The organism is Gilliamella sp. W8145, from assembly GCF_016101145.1.
GTDB lineage: Bacteria > Pseudomonadota > Gammaproteobacteria > Enterobacterales > Orbaceae > Gilliamella > Gilliamella apis_A.
The window spans coordinates 1,430,496-1,446,810 of record NZ_JACFRC010000001.1 but is presented as its reverse complement, the minus strand read 5'-3'; the positions used below and the strand labels follow the sequence as shown (position 1 = coordinate 1,446,810).

13 protein-coding genes and 4 tRNA genes are annotated in these 16,315 nt (G+C 34.4%); 6 read left to right on the top strand and 11 right to left on the bottom strand.

What is annotated here, in order from left to right; genetic code table 11:
• Positions 1 to 8 precede the first annotated feature (8 nt).
• The gene (locus H3T80_RS06440) at positions 9 to 1,220 is read right to left on the bottom strand and encodes an aspartate aminotransferase family protein (protein WP_198200816.1); all 1,212 of its coding nucleotides are present in this window, start codon (positions 1,218 to 1,220) and stop codon (positions 9 to 11) included.
• A 193-nt stretch (positions 1,221 to 1,413) separates the two neighbouring features.
• Here H3T80_RS06440 and H3T80_RS06435 point away from each other — a divergent pair, with 193 nt between their 5' ends.
• The 5 genes from H3T80_RS06435 (at position 1,414) to pflA (ending at position 7,119) form a co-directional block, all read left to right on the top strand.
• The gene (locus H3T80_RS06435) at positions 1,414 to 1,683 is read left to right on the top strand and encodes an oxidative damage protection protein (protein ID WP_110447206.1); all 270 of its coding nucleotides are present in this window, start codon (positions 1,414 to 1,416) and stop codon (positions 1,681 to 1,683) included.
• Between the two features lie 8 nt (positions 1,684 to 1,691).
• Entirely contained in the window at positions 1,692 to 2,762 is a 1,071-nt protein-coding gene (gene mltC / locus H3T80_RS06430) for a membrane-bound lytic murein transglycosylase MltC (protein WP_110447207.1), read from the top strand.
• A 193-nt stretch (positions 2,763 to 2,955) separates the two neighbouring features.
• Positions 2,956 to 3,804, top strand: coding sequence for a formate transporter FocA (gene focA, locus H3T80_RS06425; protein WP_232350103.1), 849 nt, complete (start codon positions 2,956 to 2,958; stop codon positions 3,802 to 3,804).
• 64 nt (positions 3,805 to 3,868) lie between these two features.
• Entirely contained in the window at positions 3,869 to 6,151 is a 2,283-nt protein-coding gene (pflB, locus tag H3T80_RS06420) for a formate C-acetyltransferase (RefSeq protein WP_086364102.1), read from the top strand.
• Positions 6,152 to 6,342: 191 nt separating this feature from the next.
• Complete coding sequence (gene pflA / locus H3T80_RS06415; protein WP_232350102.1) at positions 6,343 to 7,119, top strand: pyruvate formate lyase 1-activating protein; 777 nt, start codon at positions 6,343 to 6,345, stop codon at positions 7,117 to 7,119.
• Between the two features lie 48 nt (positions 7,120 to 7,167).
• Here pflA and rarD read toward each other — a convergent pair whose 3' ends face one another.
• Positions 7,168 to 8,064 carry an EamA family transporter RarD gene (gene rarD, locus H3T80_RS06410; RefSeq protein WP_198200814.1) on the bottom strand — a complete coding sequence of 299 codons (897 nt, stop codon included), beginning with the start codon at positions 8,062 to 8,064 and terminating at the stop codon, positions 7,168 to 7,170.
• Between the two features lie 71 nt (positions 8,065 to 8,135).
• Positions 8,136 to 9,428 carry a serine--tRNA ligase gene (gene serS, locus H3T80_RS06405; RefSeq protein WP_198200812.1) on the bottom strand — a complete coding sequence of 431 codons (1,293 nt, stop codon included), beginning with the start codon at positions 9,426 to 9,428 and terminating at the stop codon, positions 8,136 to 8,138.
• A gap of 757 nt (positions 9,429 to 10,185) precedes the next feature.
• Here serS and H3T80_RS06400 point away from each other — a divergent pair.
• A complete protein-coding gene (locus H3T80_RS06400; protein WP_198200810.1) occupies positions 10,186 to 10,455 on the top strand; it encodes a DUF4190 domain-containing protein in 270 nt (89 codons plus the stop codon).
• A gap of 628 nt (positions 10,456 to 11,083) precedes the next feature.
• Here H3T80_RS06400 and H3T80_RS06395 read toward each other — a convergent pair.
• The 8 genes from H3T80_RS06395 to recA form a co-directional block, all read right to left on the bottom strand.
• Positions 11,084 to 11,160, bottom strand: a tRNA-Arg gene (locus H3T80_RS06395).
• Between the two features lie 19 nt (positions 11,161 to 11,179).
• A tRNA-Arg gene (locus H3T80_RS06390) sits at positions 11,180 to 11,256 on the bottom strand.
• An 18-nt stretch (positions 11,257 to 11,274) separates the two neighbouring features.
• A tRNA-Arg gene (locus H3T80_RS06385) sits at positions 11,275 to 11,351 on the bottom strand.
• A gap of 17 nt (positions 11,352 to 11,368) precedes the next feature.
• A tRNA-Ser gene (locus H3T80_RS06380) sits at positions 11,369 to 11,461 on the bottom strand.
• 123 nt (positions 11,462 to 11,584) lie between these two features.
• On the bottom strand, positions 11,585 to 11,785 hold the full coding sequence (gene csrA / locus H3T80_RS06375) for a carbon storage regulator CsrA (RefSeq protein ID WP_110447211.1): 201 nt from the start codon (positions 11,783 to 11,785) through the stop codon (positions 11,585 to 11,587).
• 144 nt (positions 11,786 to 11,929) lie between these two features.
• On the bottom strand, positions 11,930 to 14,563 hold the full coding sequence (alaS, locus tag H3T80_RS06370) for an alanine--tRNA ligase (protein ID WP_198200808.1): 2,634 nt from the start codon (positions 14,561 to 14,563) through the stop codon (positions 11,930 to 11,932).
• Between the two features lie 191 nt (positions 14,564 to 14,754).
• On the bottom strand, positions 14,755 to 15,216 hold the full coding sequence (locus H3T80_RS12240; RefSeq protein WP_198200806.1) for a regulatory protein RecX: 462 nt from the start codon (positions 15,214 to 15,216) through the stop codon (positions 14,755 to 14,757).
• A 38-nt stretch (positions 15,217 to 15,254) separates the two neighbouring features.
• On the bottom strand, positions 15,255 to 16,301 hold the full coding sequence (gene recA / locus H3T80_RS06360; protein WP_110447214.1) for a recombinase RecA: 1,047 nt from the start codon (positions 16,299 to 16,301) through the stop codon (positions 15,255 to 15,257).
• Between the last annotated feature and the right edge of the window lie 14 nt (positions 16,302 to 16,315).

Here is a 16,315-nt window from a genome sequence, read left to right as displayed (position 1 = left end):
AGAAAAACTTAAGAATTGACAACTTTTTCGACTGCTTTGCCAAATCGGTTCATGCCTTCTTTTATTTCATCTTCCGAGATAATTAAAGATGGCGTAAAACGTAGTACATTTGGCCCTGCATTAAGTATCATTACTTTATATTCGGTAGCAACATTTAAAAAATCTCGTGCCTTACTATGAAATTCAGGTTGTAATTCAGCACCTAAAAGCAAGCCTTTACCTCGATACTCTCGAAATACTTTGAATTTATCATTAATAGTTTCAAGTTGTTCAATAAACATTGCCCGACGTTTTTGAACACCTTCAAGTACTTCTGGGTTATTAATGATATCGAAAGCAGCACAACCAACGGCACAAGCCAGTGGATTTCCACCATAAGTGGTACCATGAACACCAGGATGCATTACCGATGCAATCTCATTTGTAGTTAGCATTGCACTAATAGGAAAGCCACCACCGAGAGCCTTAGCGGAAGTTAAAATATCAGGAATGACATCATATTGTTGATATGTATATAAACTGCCTGTTCGCCCCATACCGCATTGTACTTCATCAAAGACTAATAGGGCGTTATTTTGATCACAAAGTGCTCGTACACCTTTTAAAAACTCTGGTGTGGCAGAAGTTAATCCTCCTTCACCTTGCACTGGTTCTAAAACTACAGCACAAGTATGATCATCCATTACGGCTTTAACAGCATCTAAATCATTAAAAGGAACATGAATGATATCAGCAGGTTTCGGCCCAAAGCCATCGGAGTATTTAGCTTGCCCGCCGACTGATACAGTAAAAAAAGTACGGCCATGAAAAGATTGATAAAATGCGATAATTTTCGTCTTATATGGACTATACTTTTCAGCAGCATAATATCTTGCTAATTTAAAAGCTGCTTCATTTGCTTCGGCACCTGAATTAGCAAAAAACACACGTTCAGCAAAAGTATTTTCAATAATTTTTTGGGCAAGTCGTAGTGCCGGTTCATTGGTAAAAACATTACTAACATGCCATAATTGTTCGCTTTGTTGCTGTAGAGCATTGATCAACTGAGGATGACAATGACCGAGAGCATTGACAGCTATACCTCCAGCAAAATCGATGTATTCTTCACCATTTTGATCCCATACTCGACTACCATTTCCTTTCACAGGTATAAAGTTAGCGGGCGAATAAACGGGTAGAATTACTTTATCAAACAGATCTCGTGTAATTTCGGGCTGCATTATTTAATCCTTATTTTAACCAACAATCCTTTTATATTTTATGTTATTTAAAAAGATAGTAAAGTTAATATTTATTCATAATTATTGAATTTATATTCATTTTAAAGAAAGTTATATATTTTGTTCTTTTCTATAATTATTTTCGGGTATAATCAATGGTTAATTAATAATTGTCGATAAGATAGGAATAAATATGAGTCGCATTGTTTATTGCCATTATTTAAAAAAAGAATCCGAAGGATTAGATTTTCAGCTTTATCCAGGTGAATTGGGTAAACGTATTTATAATGAAATTTCAAAGATTGCATGGCAAGAATGGCTTAAAAAACAAACAATGTTAATTAATGAAAATAAATTTAATATGATGAATTTAGAACATCGTAAAAAAATTGAAACTGAAATGGTTAAGTTTTTGTTTGAAGGTGAAGACGTTGTTGTTGATGGGTATAAACCTGAAAATTGAGAGCTAAAATGAAAAATAATTATAAAATTATTACGTTACTCGTTTCCGTAACTTTATTAACAGCTTGTCCTGGTTCAAAAAACAAAAGTACCGATGAAGATTATTATATAAAGGATACCAATGCATTTAATATTTTAATCAGTCAGTATGCAAATAATATAGAACAAATTTGGGGGCCTAAAGAAATTCTTATTGCCGGACCAAAAGATTATGTTCAGTATGAAGATAATTTGCAAACACGCGTCCACATCAATTTTGTTTCAGGCGTAATAACAATTGAGACTTTATCTGATACCCCACTTGCCCATTTAAAAGATGCTATTGTTTCGACGTTACTTATGCCAGAACCGGTTGATATCATCCGCCGTGATAAAATAAGTCAGAACTTATCAGAAGAACCATTTTTATATAATCAGGTTCTTGACCAAGAAAGACAACCCATTCGTTGGAGTGGCAGGGCGAACAGTTTTGCTGATTATTTACTTGCCAATAATCTAAAAGCTCGTTCATCTGGTTCTCATAAAATTACCTATGTTGAAATCAAGTTAGTTCCAAATCATATTAATGAACGTGCAAGAAAATTCTTACCACTTGTTACGGAAGCATCAAATCGTTATTTTATTGATGAACGATTAATTTTAGCCATTATGGAAGTAGAATCTGCATTTAACCCTTATGCAGTCAGTCGTACTGATGCGTTAGGATTAATGCAAGTTCAACAACATACCGCTGGTCGAGATATATTTAAATCTCGAGGCAAATCAGGCGAACCCAGTCGCCAATTTTTACTGGATCCACGTAATAATGTTGATATGGGAACCGCTTATTTATCACTGTTAAAAAATAAATATTTAGCCGGTATAAATAATCCAATTTCATTAAGATATGCAATGATAACTTCCTATAATGGTGGTGCTGGTAGTGTATTACGTACTTTTTCTAATGATAGGAATGAAGCCATTAATATTATTAACTCAATGACACCCCAACAAGTTTATCGAAAATTAGTGACCTCACATGTTTCCCAAGAATCACGTAATTATTTGGTGAAAGTGAGTAAGATCTTAGATAACAAATAATTGATGATTATTAGCCACTTTTTTAAACCTGAATAAAAGATATGAAGAGTGGCTATTTTATATACATTTCACAATGTTAATAACTAATGATTTTTTAAGTTTTAAAGATTTTTAATAAAAAAAACGTGATCTACTTCAATTTTTGAGTATACTATGCGTCTCATAAAACCCTAGTTTTTTTGAGGATGTCAACTTGAGTAATGATAAGCTTGTGGACTCATTTTCTCCTGCACAAATGACCCAAATTGCCGAAGAAATTGGCAATTATAAAGTAAATAAACACCCTAGTAGTACTATCTTATCTGCCATCATCGCTGGTGTATTCATATCAATAGCTTTTGTCTTTTATATCACTGTTACGACTGGGACAGCTACAGTTGCTTTTGGTTTGGCTAAATTAGTTGGTGGTATCTGTTTCTCGTTAGGATTAATGTTAGTTGTCTGTTGTGGCTCTGATCTTTTCACTTCAACAGTATTAACTATATTACCTAAAATGACCCATAAAATTAGTTGGACAAAAATGATTCGTAATTGGATTTTTGTCTATATTGGTAACTTTATTGGTGCTATACTGTTTGTAACAATTATTTGGTTTTCTGGACAATATATGGTAGCCAATGGTTTGTGGGGATTGAATGTATTACAAACTGCAGATCATAAATTACACCATACCTTTATTGAAGCCGTATGCTTAGGTTTACTCGCTAATTTAATGGTTTGTTTAGCGGCTTGGATGAGTTATGCGGGTCGTAGTTTACTTGATAAAATGTTAATTATGATATTACCTGTAGCTATGTTTGTCGCCAGTGGTTTTGAGCATAGCATTGCAAACATGTTTATGATTCCGATGGGCATTGTTATTAAAAACTTTGCATCACCTGAGTTTTGGACGGCGGTAGGCGTATCTGCTGATACGTTTAATTCATTAACAATTGAGCATTTTGTCTTAAATAATTTAATCCCGGTAACAATTGGGAATATATTGGGTGGTTTAGCTGTAGCGCTACCTTATTGGGCTTTATATCTTCGTAAGCCACATTGATTTTATAATATTTACCCTTATATAAGAGTAGATAGGTATTTATGTAAACCTGAGGTTAATAATTATGAGTAATTTAAACGAAGTACAAGCAAAAGCTTGGAAAGGATTTAAAGAAGGTGATTGGCAAAATAATGTCAATGTTCGTGATTTCATTCAAACAAATTACACACCTTATGAGGGTGATGAATCTTTCTTAGCTGGCGCTACCGATGCTACCACTAAATTGTGGGATAAAGTTATGGAAGGCATCAAATTTGAAAACTCCACTCATACACCAGTTGATTTTGATACCAGTGTAATTTCAACTATTACTGCCCATGATGCAGGTTATATTGAAAAAGATTTAGAGAAAATTGTTGGTTTGCAAACTGAAAAACCACTAAAACGTGCGATTATCCCGTTTGGTGGTATCAAAATGATCGAAAACTCTTGTAAAGCTTACGACAGAACTTTAGATCCATTAGTCAAAAAAATCTTCACTGAATATCGTAAAACTCACAACCAAGGTGTGTTTGATATTTATACTCCAGATATTCTTCGTTGTCGTAAATCAGGCGTTATTACCGGTCTTCCTGATGCTTATGGTCGTGGTCGTATCATTGGTGACTACCGTCGTGTAGCTCTTTACGGTATCGATTACTTAATGCAAGATAAATTTGCGCAATTCACTTCATTACAAGCTGACTTTGAAAATGGCGTTGATTTACCAATGACTATGCAACGTCGTGAAGAAATTGCTGAACAACATCGCGCACTAGGTCAAATTAAAGAAATGGCAGCGAAATACGGTTTTGATATTTCAGCACCAGCAACTACAGCACAAGAAGCTGTTCAATGGACTTATTTTGGTTATTTAGCGGCGGTTAAATCTCAAAATGGTGCGGCGATGTCTCTTGGTCGTACTTCAACATTCTTCGATATTTACTTCCAACGTGATCTTGCAGCTGGCTTAATTACGGAAGAAGAAGCACAAGAAATTGTCGACCATTTCGTTATGAAATTACGTATGGTTCGTTTCTTACGTACTCCTGAATATGATGAATTATTCTCTGGTGACCCAATCTGGGCAACTGAATCTATCGCGGGTATGGGTGTTGATGGTCGTACATTAGTGACTAAAACATCATTCCGTTTCTTAAACACTTTATATACCATGGGGCCTTCTCCAGAGCCAAATATGACAATTCTTTGGTCTGAACAGTTACCTTCTGGATTTAAAGAATTTGCTTCAAAAGTATCTATCGATACATCTTCATTACAATATGAAAATGATGATTTGATGCGCCCTGATTTTAACAACGATGATTATGCTATCGCATGTTGTGTAAGCCCAATGATTGTTGGTAAACAAATGCAATTCTTTGGTGCTCGTGCTAACCTTGCAAAAACTCTTCTTTATGCAATCAATGGTGGTGTGGACGAGAAATTAAAAATGCAAGTTGGGCCTAAAGAAGATCCAATTACAGACGAATATTTAGATTTTGATAAAGTATTCGCTCGTTTAGATCATTTTATGAATTGGTTAGCTAAACAATATGTAACTGCGCTAAATGCTATTCACTATATGCATGATAAATATAGTTATGAAGCTTCATTAATGGCGTTACATGACCGTGATATTATTCGTACTATGGCATGTGGTATTGCAGGCCTTTCTGTTGCAGCTGACTCTTTATCTGCAATTAAATATGCGAAAGTAAAAACTATTCGTGATGAAGATGGTCTTGCAGTTGATTTTGAAATCGAAGGTGAATATCCACAATTCGGTAACAATGATCCACGAGTTGATGACATTGCTGTTGATTTAGTTGAACGTTTCATGAAGAAAATTCAAAAACTTAAAACTTATCGTAATGCAATTCCTACACAGTCTGTATTAACCATTACTTCAAACGTTGTATATGGTAAGAAAACAGGTAACACTCCAGACGGACGTCGTGCAGGTGCTCCATTTGGACCAGGCGCTAACCCAATGCACGGACGTGACCAAAAAGGTGCGGTAGCTTCATTAACTTCTGTTGCTAAATTACCGTTTGCTTATGCGAAAGATGGTATTTCATATACTTTCTCAATCGTTCCTAATGCATTAGGTAAAGATGATGATGCACGTAAACGTAATCTTGCCGGCTTAATGGATGGTTATTTCCATCACGAAGCAACTGTGGAAGGTGGTCAACATTTAAATGTTAACGTATTAAATCGTGAAACATTATTAGATGCGATGGAACATCCTGAAAAATATCCACAATTAACTATTCGTGTGTCTGGATATGCAGTACGTTTTAACTCATTAACTAAAGAACAACAAAAAGACGTTATTACACGTACTTTCACTCAATCAATGTAATTTAGTTAATAATAAGCTTAAATTAAATAGCGTCCTTTAAGGGCGCTATTTTTTTGTAATTGAAATTTTCTGCTTAAAAAGTTATTGAATTAATATCGTTTCTCACTTATTGGTGTAATTGGTGAAAGCATTAGCATAACTGAGTTAAAATAAGAAATAAGAGCAATGTAAGCAATTATCAGAGAATTGTTATGGAAAAAAATATTATTATGACAACAGAACAACCGATTAAAGGTCGTATTCACTCTTTTGAGTCTTTTGGTACAGTTGATGGGCCAGGTATTCGCTTCATTGTTTTCTTTCAAGGATGTTTAATGCGCTGCTTATATTGTCACAATCGTGACACATGGGATTTAAAAGCAGGACGTGAAATTACTGTTGCTGAGCTGATGAAAGAGATCATCACTTATAAAAATTTTATTATGCCTAATGGTGGTGGCGTAACAGCATCTGGTGGTGAAGCAACCTTACAATCAAAATTTATCACTGAGTGGTTTAAAGCTTGTCATGCTGAGGGTATTCATACCTGTTTAGATACTAATGGTTATGCAAGACAACTTGATCATACCGTTGAAGAGTTAATGGAAGTAACTGATCTTGTGATGCTTGATTTAAAACAAGTGAATGATGATATACACCAAAAATTGGTAGGTGTTCCAAATAAACGGGTTTTAGAATTTGCTAAATATCTTCAAAAAATAAATAAACGAACTTGGATCCGCTATGTTGTTGTACCAGGATGGACGGATGATGATAATTCAGCCCATTTACTTGGTCAATTTATTCAAGGAATGGATAATATTGAAAGAGTTGAATTACTCCCATACCATAAGCTCGGTGCATATAAATGGGATACACTGGGTGATAAATATATGTTAGAAGGTGTAGAAGCTCCACCACGAGAAACATTGGATCGAATTCAAGCAATTATTGAAAGTTATGGTCAGTATGTGACATTTAGTAAATAAAGTTAATTAACTAGTAAAAAGGCATCTATTATGGAGCCTTTTTATCTACTATTTTAATCTTTTTCGTTTTACTGTTCGTAGTATATAAATAGTTCCCTCCAGAGCTAGCACACAAACTGATAACCAAATAAGCCCATATGGTAAAATATGCTCTGTGGATATTGATTCATGTAAAAATAATACAGAAACAACAGTAAGTAATACGGGCTCTACATATCCTAGTAATCCAAATAGTCCAAGCGGTAACAGCCGTCTAGCGACAAAATACATAGCAAAGGCGATGGCAGTAATAATACCGAGCATTGGAATAAAAATATGAAAATGAGATAAATCACTTATAATCTTATTACATGGATAATGTAAAAGAAAATAAATCAGACAGCCTATAAATATAAAAAAGAAGTCCGAAAAGGTTCCTGCAATACCTTCTATCTGTAATTTGCGTCGTGTCATAAAGTAAATAGGATAACCCAAGGCGATGATGGCAGTTTCCCAAGAGAAAGCGCCAGTAATATAGATTTCTGATATAACACCTATGCTAGCGAGTAATACCGCAATTTTTTGAAAAATACTTAGCCTTTCTTTATAGAAAATTTGCCCAAAGACCACCATACTTAATGGTAATAAAAAATAGCCAAGTGAAGCCGATAATCCATGTCCATTAATTGGTGCCCAAATAAAAATAAGCATTTGAATAGTTAGTAGAAAAGAAGAAAATAATAACCCAACTAAAAGAAATGGCTTATCTTTAATTCGAATAAAAAGGGCAGATATAGATGACCATTGCTTTTCAATCAGAATTAATACAATAATAGCCGGAAAAGATGTTAACAATCGCCAGCAAAAAATATCTACTACAGATAAAGGTTGCAATAATACTGGATAGTAATACAGCAAGCCAAAAAGACATGATGCTAGGATTGATAATGCAACACCTTTTATCATCTTATTTACCTTAATTAATAAAAAAATAGCGCTAATGAATAGCGCTACAATGAATATTTGAAATTATAAAACTAACCAATAACTTCAAGGCCATTCATATATGGTACTAATACTGATGGTACTTTAATTGTTCCGTCTGCTTGTTGATAATTTTCCATTATAGCAACCAGTGTACGTCCAACGGCTAAACCTGAACCATTTAGGGTATGTACTAAATAGGTTTTATTATCAGCTTTATTGCGATAACGAGCTTGCATACGACGTGCTTGGAAATCCCACATATTTGAGCATGAAGATATTTCACGATAAGTATTTTGTGCTGGTACCCAAACTTCTAGATCATAGGTTTTGCAAGAACCAAAGCCCATATCCCCAGTACAAAGTATAATTTTACGATATGGCAATTCTAATAATTGTAAAACTTTTTCAGCATGTGCAGTTAATTCTTCTAATGCTTGCATTGATTCTTCTGGTTTAACAATTTGCACTAATTCGACTTTATCAAATTGATGCATACGAATTAAGCCACGGGTGTCTTTACCATATGAACCAGCTTCAGAACGGAAACAAGGCGTATGAGCTGTCATTTTTAATGGTAATACGCTTTCATCAAGAATTTCATCACGTACTAAATTAGTAACAGGTACTTCTGCAGTGGGAATTAGTGCATAATTACTGCTTTCTGACTCTTCATCAAGCGGTTTGGTATGGAATAGATCTCCCGCGAATTTAGGTAATTGACCTGTTCCAAAAAGCGTAGCTTGATTCACTAGATATGGTACATAAATTTCAGCATAGCCATGTTGTTCAGTATGTAGGTCTAGCATAAATTGCGTAATTGCACGATGTAAACGGGCTATTTGTGATTTCATTACCACAAAACGAGCGCCAGTTAGTTTTACACCAGCAGCAAAATCAAGACCACCAAAACGTTCACCTAATGCAACATGATCTTGAATAGGAAAATCGAAGGTTCTTGGCGTGCCAAAACGAGAAATTTCAACATTATCATTCTCATCTTTACCATCTGGCACAGCATCATTAGGAATATTGGGAATGTTGGCAGAAATGTCTTTAATTTGATTGAGGAGCTTATCAAGTTCTGTTTTTGCACTGCTAAGTTTTTCACCTAATTTGTTTACTTCTTCGCGCACAGTTGAAATATCTTCACCGCGTGCTTTTGCTTCACCAATTGCTTTCGAGCGAGCATTACGCTGCGCTTGTAAGTTTTCTGTTTCAACCTGTAGTGTTTTACGTTTTTCTTCAAGTTGTCGAATAGTCTCAACATCTAATTTAAATCCACGGCGAGCTAATTTGCTAGCAACGAGATCTAATTCATTTCGAAGTAAATTTGGGTCCAACATAAAAAGAGTCCATTATTGTTTATAAATGTTATTTAATTTCTTATTTTAGTACAGCTAACAAAACATATAAATAAAAAAGTATGATTAATAACACATATGAAATTCGTGAGTTAAGTATACTAGAATTGTTTCGGGATTCAACCGAAGTGGCTGGTCCGAACAATGCTAAATGATATTTATAAATTTATTTTTTGGATAAGAAAATAATTACTCGTTATATGTCAAAATTCTATACATATAAAATTTATTATTTTTGTGTTTGTTACTGCTGCGTATCTTACTTGATATTTTAAGGTGACTATTATTATTAAAAGCAAATACAAATACAAGTTATTAACAGTTATTTTTTAGAAAATATGTAATATTAAAAACGTTGTTCTATAGGTAATCTTTTATTCTATTTTTCAACAGTATTAAATCAAATTCCAAATAATTTATTTACTGCAGGAACTATATTTTTCTAATTTATCTCTTATTAAAATTTTAAGCTGTATCGTTTGGATTATTATTCTGAATAATTTTTTCCTCAAAATCCTATATAAAAGTCAAAATAATCAATGAAAAAAGCCAAAATGCTTTTTTAGATTCTTTTCTCATCAACTATCCTTTATAAGTTTTTTGAGAAATTTAGTGAGATATTTGATAATTGGTGATAGTTCGCCTTGAATGGATCTTATATTGATCTGCAAAAATGACAAGATTATACTTAACTGCTATTTATTTTAACTTTTCAAAAATTTTACAGGGTAGAAGGTAAATGGAACAAGAACAGAACAAGGCAACAAGTGGTTTTGCTATAGCAGGAATGGTTTGTGGGATTGTATCATTAATTCCTATGGGGCTTTTTAGTATTGCTGTGGCTATTGTTGCTATAGTGTTAAGTGCTATTGCTAAGAGTGATATAAGAAATAATAATAAAAATGGTGCAGGTTTTGCTACAGCCGGGATGGTTTGCGGAATTATTGCTATTGTACTATGGGTTTTATTGATAGTTGTGATTAGTACGGCAATATTATCATTTGCCTAATTATATAACTAAAAGATAAAATCATTATTAATTAAAGCTGACAAAGTCGGCTTTTTTTAATCTAAAAGTAAAATATAATAAATTTGTTACTTTTCTCTCTTTGCAAATTTACATTCGTATTTATGTTGTAATCTTATTTAATAATAAAACTATTTCTTTTTAATCCATAAAACGTTTTATCTAGAGTTTTTTGCATGTTTAAAGAGTGCCTTTTGAGCTTTTTTATTTATCTCGCCCTATTCGAATTTTATAGCAATGATTAGGGGCGGATAAGGTTAAGAGTATAGCTATAGATTAAATGCTTTGTAAAAGGCTCTAAATGAGCATTATTAGCCGTTTTTGTGTTAGTTAAGGGATCAGGATAGGGTAGTTAATCAAGTGTATTATATTTAGTGTTTTATTGGATATATATTTAAAGCATTATTCTTTAATACTTGTCATTTTAATTCATAAACTGAGGTGATGAGTATAACAAAATAATTTTCATATTTTAGTATTCTATTTTTATCAAAATATACAAAGAGAAATATCTAATGAAAATTAAGTCATTGCTATCAGTTAAGCTGATAGTTGATATAAATTATTATTTTTTTGATTATAAGAAACCGAAATGCTTTTGGATGCTTAATGGCGCACCCGAAGGGATTCGAACCCCTGACCGCTCGGTTCGAAGCCGAGTGCTCTATCCAGCTGAGCTACGGATGCGTGTAAGTTCGTAAAAAAATGGTGCATCCGAAGGGATTCGAACCCCTGACCGCCCGGTTCGTAGCCGGGTACTCTATCCAGCTGAGCTACGGATGCGTATTGAATATTTTAAAATGGTGCATCCGAAGGGATTCGAACCCCTGACCGCCCGGTTCGTAGCCGGGTACTCTATCCAGCTGAGCTACGGATGCATATTTTAATTTTTAAATGGCGGTGAGAGAGGGATTCGAACCCTCGATGCAGCTTTTGACCGCATACTCCCTTAGCAGGGGAGCGCCTTCAGCCTCTCGGCCATCTCACCAAAACATTATGACTTTGCTTCAACAACAAAATCATAATGTGTGGCGCACATATTACGTTCTAGAAAAAATAAGTCAAACATTTTTTTAAGAACTCGTGCTAGTTGTTTATTTCGTGCCCAATATTACTCTTTGGGCTGAACTGATTCATCACTTTTATCTTGCGATTGATGAATTCTGTTGTATATTTCTTCTCTATGAATAGAAACTTCTTTAGGTGCATTAATACCGACTCTGACCTGATTACCCTTCACGCCTAAAACGGTAATAACAACATCGTCACCAATTATAAGTGTTTCACCTACTCTCCGAGTTAAAATTAACATTAGATCTCCTAATATCAGTTAAGTATATATCCAAACAATTTTAAGATATAGCTTCGTCAGCCCCCCATCAATAAGATAGAAAGACGGAATTTTACAGAAATACACTAATGTTTAATTAACAAACAAACACTGGAGCACATCTGGCTAACTTGCTTGTAATTTATTACTGATTTCTTTTTTTACAGAAGATAACGCTTCTGGTAACGCTGAAAGATCCATTCCACCTGCTTGAGCGAAATCAGGCCGCCCACCACCTTTACCACCTACTTTTAATGCTAATTGAGATACTAATTCGCCAGCTTTAACAATGCTTAATAAATCATTAGTTACACCAGCAGCTAAATTGATTTTGTCTCCATTAACAGCCGCTAAAATAATTACGCCGGTTTTTAATTGATTTTTCAAATCATCAATCATTGTGCGTAACATTTTTGCTTCGACATTATCAAGTTTAGCAATTAGCAAGTTTTTATTATTTATTTTTTCGCATTGATCAAGCAATTGCCCACTTTGTTGGCTAGCTTGTTGGGCCTTTAGTTGCTCCATTGCTTTTTCTAATGCTTTATTTTGATCGAGCAATTGCTCTAATCGTGATAACACCGCTGATTTATCACTTTTAACCAATTGTCCAATTTGGTTTAATAAATTGGATTCATGATGTATGTATTCCATCGCATTTTGTCCAGAAGTGGCTTCAATACGACGTACCCCTGAGGCAATACTTGATTCAGAAGTAATTTTAAATAGGCCTATATCTCCAGTTCTATCAACATGTGTGCCACCACAAAGTTCGATAGAGAAATCGCCCATGGTTAATACTCTAACAATATCTTCGTACTTCTCACCAAATAATGCCATAGCACCTTTATTTTTAGCCTGATCAATTGGCATCAGTTCTATGTCAACTGGTAAGTTACGACGTATTTGTTGATTAACTAGATTTTCAATTTCAACAATTTGTTCTTGCGTAATAGGTTGATTATGCGAGAAATCAAATCGAAGGTAACTGTCATTAACTAGTGATCCTTTTTGATGTACATGATTTCCTAAAATACGTTGTAGAGCAGCTTGCAATAAATGTGTCGCCGAATGGTTACGACGAATACGTTCTCGTATTTCTACATCTATTGCAGCGGTTACGATATCACCAACTTTTAATGTACCTTTGGTGACTTTACCAATGTGACCAATACTTTTACCATATTTTTGGCTATCAGTCACACCGAACACTAGATTAGCTGAGCTTAATACACCTTTATCACCAACTTGACCACCTGATTCACCATAAAATGGTGTTTTGTCTAAGATGACAATTGCGGTATCGCCGGCATTGATAGCATCAACTTTATTCCCATCTTGGAAAATTGCAATGACTTTTCCTGATGATTCGGTTAGTTTATAACCTAAAAATTCAGTTTTATCATCAAGTTTAATCATATTACTATAATCAACAGTAAATGAACTTGATTCTCTAGCTCGTTTTCGTTGTTCTTCCATACATTGATTAAAACCATCTTCATCAATAGTGATGTTTTTTTCACGACACACATCAGCAGTAAGATCTAATGGGAAACCGTAAGTATCATATAGTTTAAATGCAACATCTCCCGGTAGTATTGCATTAGTAATCTTACCTAGCTCTTGATCAAGTAAAAATAAGCCCCGTTCTAATGTTTTTAAGAACTGTTCTTCTTCTATTCTTAGGGTTTCTTCAACTAATTTTTGGTTATTTGCTAATTCATTAGCGGCGCTTCCCATTACATCAATTAATGGTTTAACTAACTTATAGAAGAAAATATCTTTAGCACCTAGCATATGTCCATGACGTACTGCTCGGCGTATAATTCGACGTAATACATAACCTCGGCCTTCGTTTGAAGGTAACACTCCATCGGAAACTAAAAAAGCACAAGAACGTATATGATCAGCAATAACTCGTAATGATTTACTTTCTAAATCGTTGGTTTGGATGATTTGTGCAGCATCTTTTATTAATTTTTTAAACAGATCAATATCGTAATTTGAATTGACATGCTGTAACACTGCCGCTATACGTTCAAGTCCCATGCCTGTATCAACGGAAGGTTTAGGTAACGGTTCCATTGTACCATCAGCATGACGATTGAATTGCATGAATACGATGTTCCAAATTTCAATAAAACGGTCACCATCTTCTTCCGCACTTCCTGGAGGCCCCCCCCAAATATGATCACCATGATCATAAAAAATTTCAGTACAAGGTCCACAAGGTCCAGTATCGCCCATTTGCCAAAAGTTGTCAGATGCATATGGCGCACCTTTATTATCACCTATACGAATAATACGCTCTTTTGGAATACCAATTTCGTTTTCCCAGATTGCATAAGCTTCGTCGTCGGTTTCATACACGGTTACTGTTAAGCGATCTTTTGGCAGGTTAAACCATTTTTCACTAGTTAGTAATTCCCATGCAAAATGAATCGCGTCATGTTTGAAATAATCGCCAAAACTAAAGTTTCCTAGCATTTCAAAAAAAGTATGATGCCGAGCCGTATAACCTACATTGTCAAGGTCATTATGTTTTCCTCCAGCACGCACACAACGTTGTGATGTTGTTGCTCTGGTATAAGATCGTTTATCGATACCAAGAAAAACATCTTTAAATTGATTCATTCCCGCATTGGTGAATAAAAGTGTTGGATCATTATGTGGAACAAGGGAACTACTCGCAACAATTTCGTGTCCTTTGCTATGGAAAAAGTCAAGAAAATTTTGACGAATTTCTGCAGTGCTTTTCATTTATGCTTCCATATTAAACGATAAATTTTTAGACATAGTAATATACCCGTTACAACTTAAGTTGAAAAGTAAATATTCTTAATACAGCGATTGATCTAATTACTATTAGTAAGGAATAAAATTAAAAGATCTTGAGAGCTTTTTACGCAATGGGCATTCATAATGCTTAGTATTGTAGGGACTATAATGGTTTAAGTCAATAAACTATACGCAGTTTTTATATCATTTTGTGTAAAACCTCTGGAGGTTAAAAAATGTACTACCTTTTGTTTTTGTTGATTATTTTTAGAATCGATAACTTTAAACTTTTTCAACAATTGTTGATAAGCTATCTCAGACCAATTAATATCAACTATGCTTAAAAGCTTTTTATTGATATCAGATGATAAACCTCGTTGCTTTAATTCTAAACTAATTTTATATTTTCCATACCCTTTATTAGCACGCATAAATATATATTTTTCAATATATTGCTCATCATCCATCCAATGTTTCTGGGTACAATGTTTAATGACATGCTCTATTTGTGTCTTTAATTGAGTTAATTGTTCTGGGTAATCATCTTCTGCACATTTTATTTTTTTACTAAAAAATAAAGTTAATTTTCTGGTAAGTTCATATGAAGAGTGATCACGCTGTGCAAGTAATTGCACAGCTTTGGCTAAAATTAATTTATTAAGATTGTGTGACATTATTCGAAATTTTCATCTTCTATTGTAGATTCTTCGTCCTCTGCAGAGAAAACAGCAGGGCTATTTAATAATAAATCACGTAATTTTGTTTCAAGCTCGGTAGCAATTTCAGGATGTTCTTGTAAAAACTTAATTGAATTAGCTTTACCTTGTCCAACTTTCTCGCCATTATAGCTATACCATGCGCCGGCTTTATCAACTAATTTATGTTTAACACCCAAATCAATCAATTCACCTTCTTTTGAGATACCACATCCATAAAGAATTTGGAATTCAGCTTGTCTAAATGGCGCAGCGACTTTGTTTTTAACCACTTTTACCCGAGTATCACTACCGATAACATCTTCGCCTTCTTTTACTGCACCAGTACGGCGGATATCTAAACGCACCGAAGCATAGAATTTTAATGCGTTACCGCCAGTAGTTGTTTCAGGATTACCAAACATAACACCAATTTTCATACGAATTTGGTTGATGAAAACGACAAGGCAATTTGCATTTTTGATGTTAGCGGTTAACTTACGTAATGCTTGAGACATTAAACGTGCTTGTAATCCCATATGAGAATCACCCATTTCACCTTCAATTTCCGCTTTTGGTGTTAATGCTGCGACAGAGTCGACAATAATTACATCTACAGCGCCAGAACGAACCAATGCATCACAAATCTCAAGAGCTTGTTCACCAGTGTCTGGTTGTGAAACTAATAAATCGTCAACTTGTACCCCTAATTTTGCAGCATAGATTGGATCTAAAGCATGCTCAGCATCGATAAATGCACAGGTTTTACCTTCTTTCTGTGCTTGTGCAATAACAGATAATGTTAATGTTGTTTTACCTGATGATTCAGGTCCAAAGATCTCAACAATTCTGCCCATTGGTAAGCCACCAATACCCAATGCTATATCTAATCCTAAAGAACCAGTTGAAACGGCGTCCACATCTAAAGTTTGTGTGTCGCCTAAACGCATTATTGAACCTTTACCAAATTGTTTTTCGATTTGACTTAATGCTGCTGAAAGTGCTCGTTGTTTGTTTTCATTCATATAATTAAATTCCA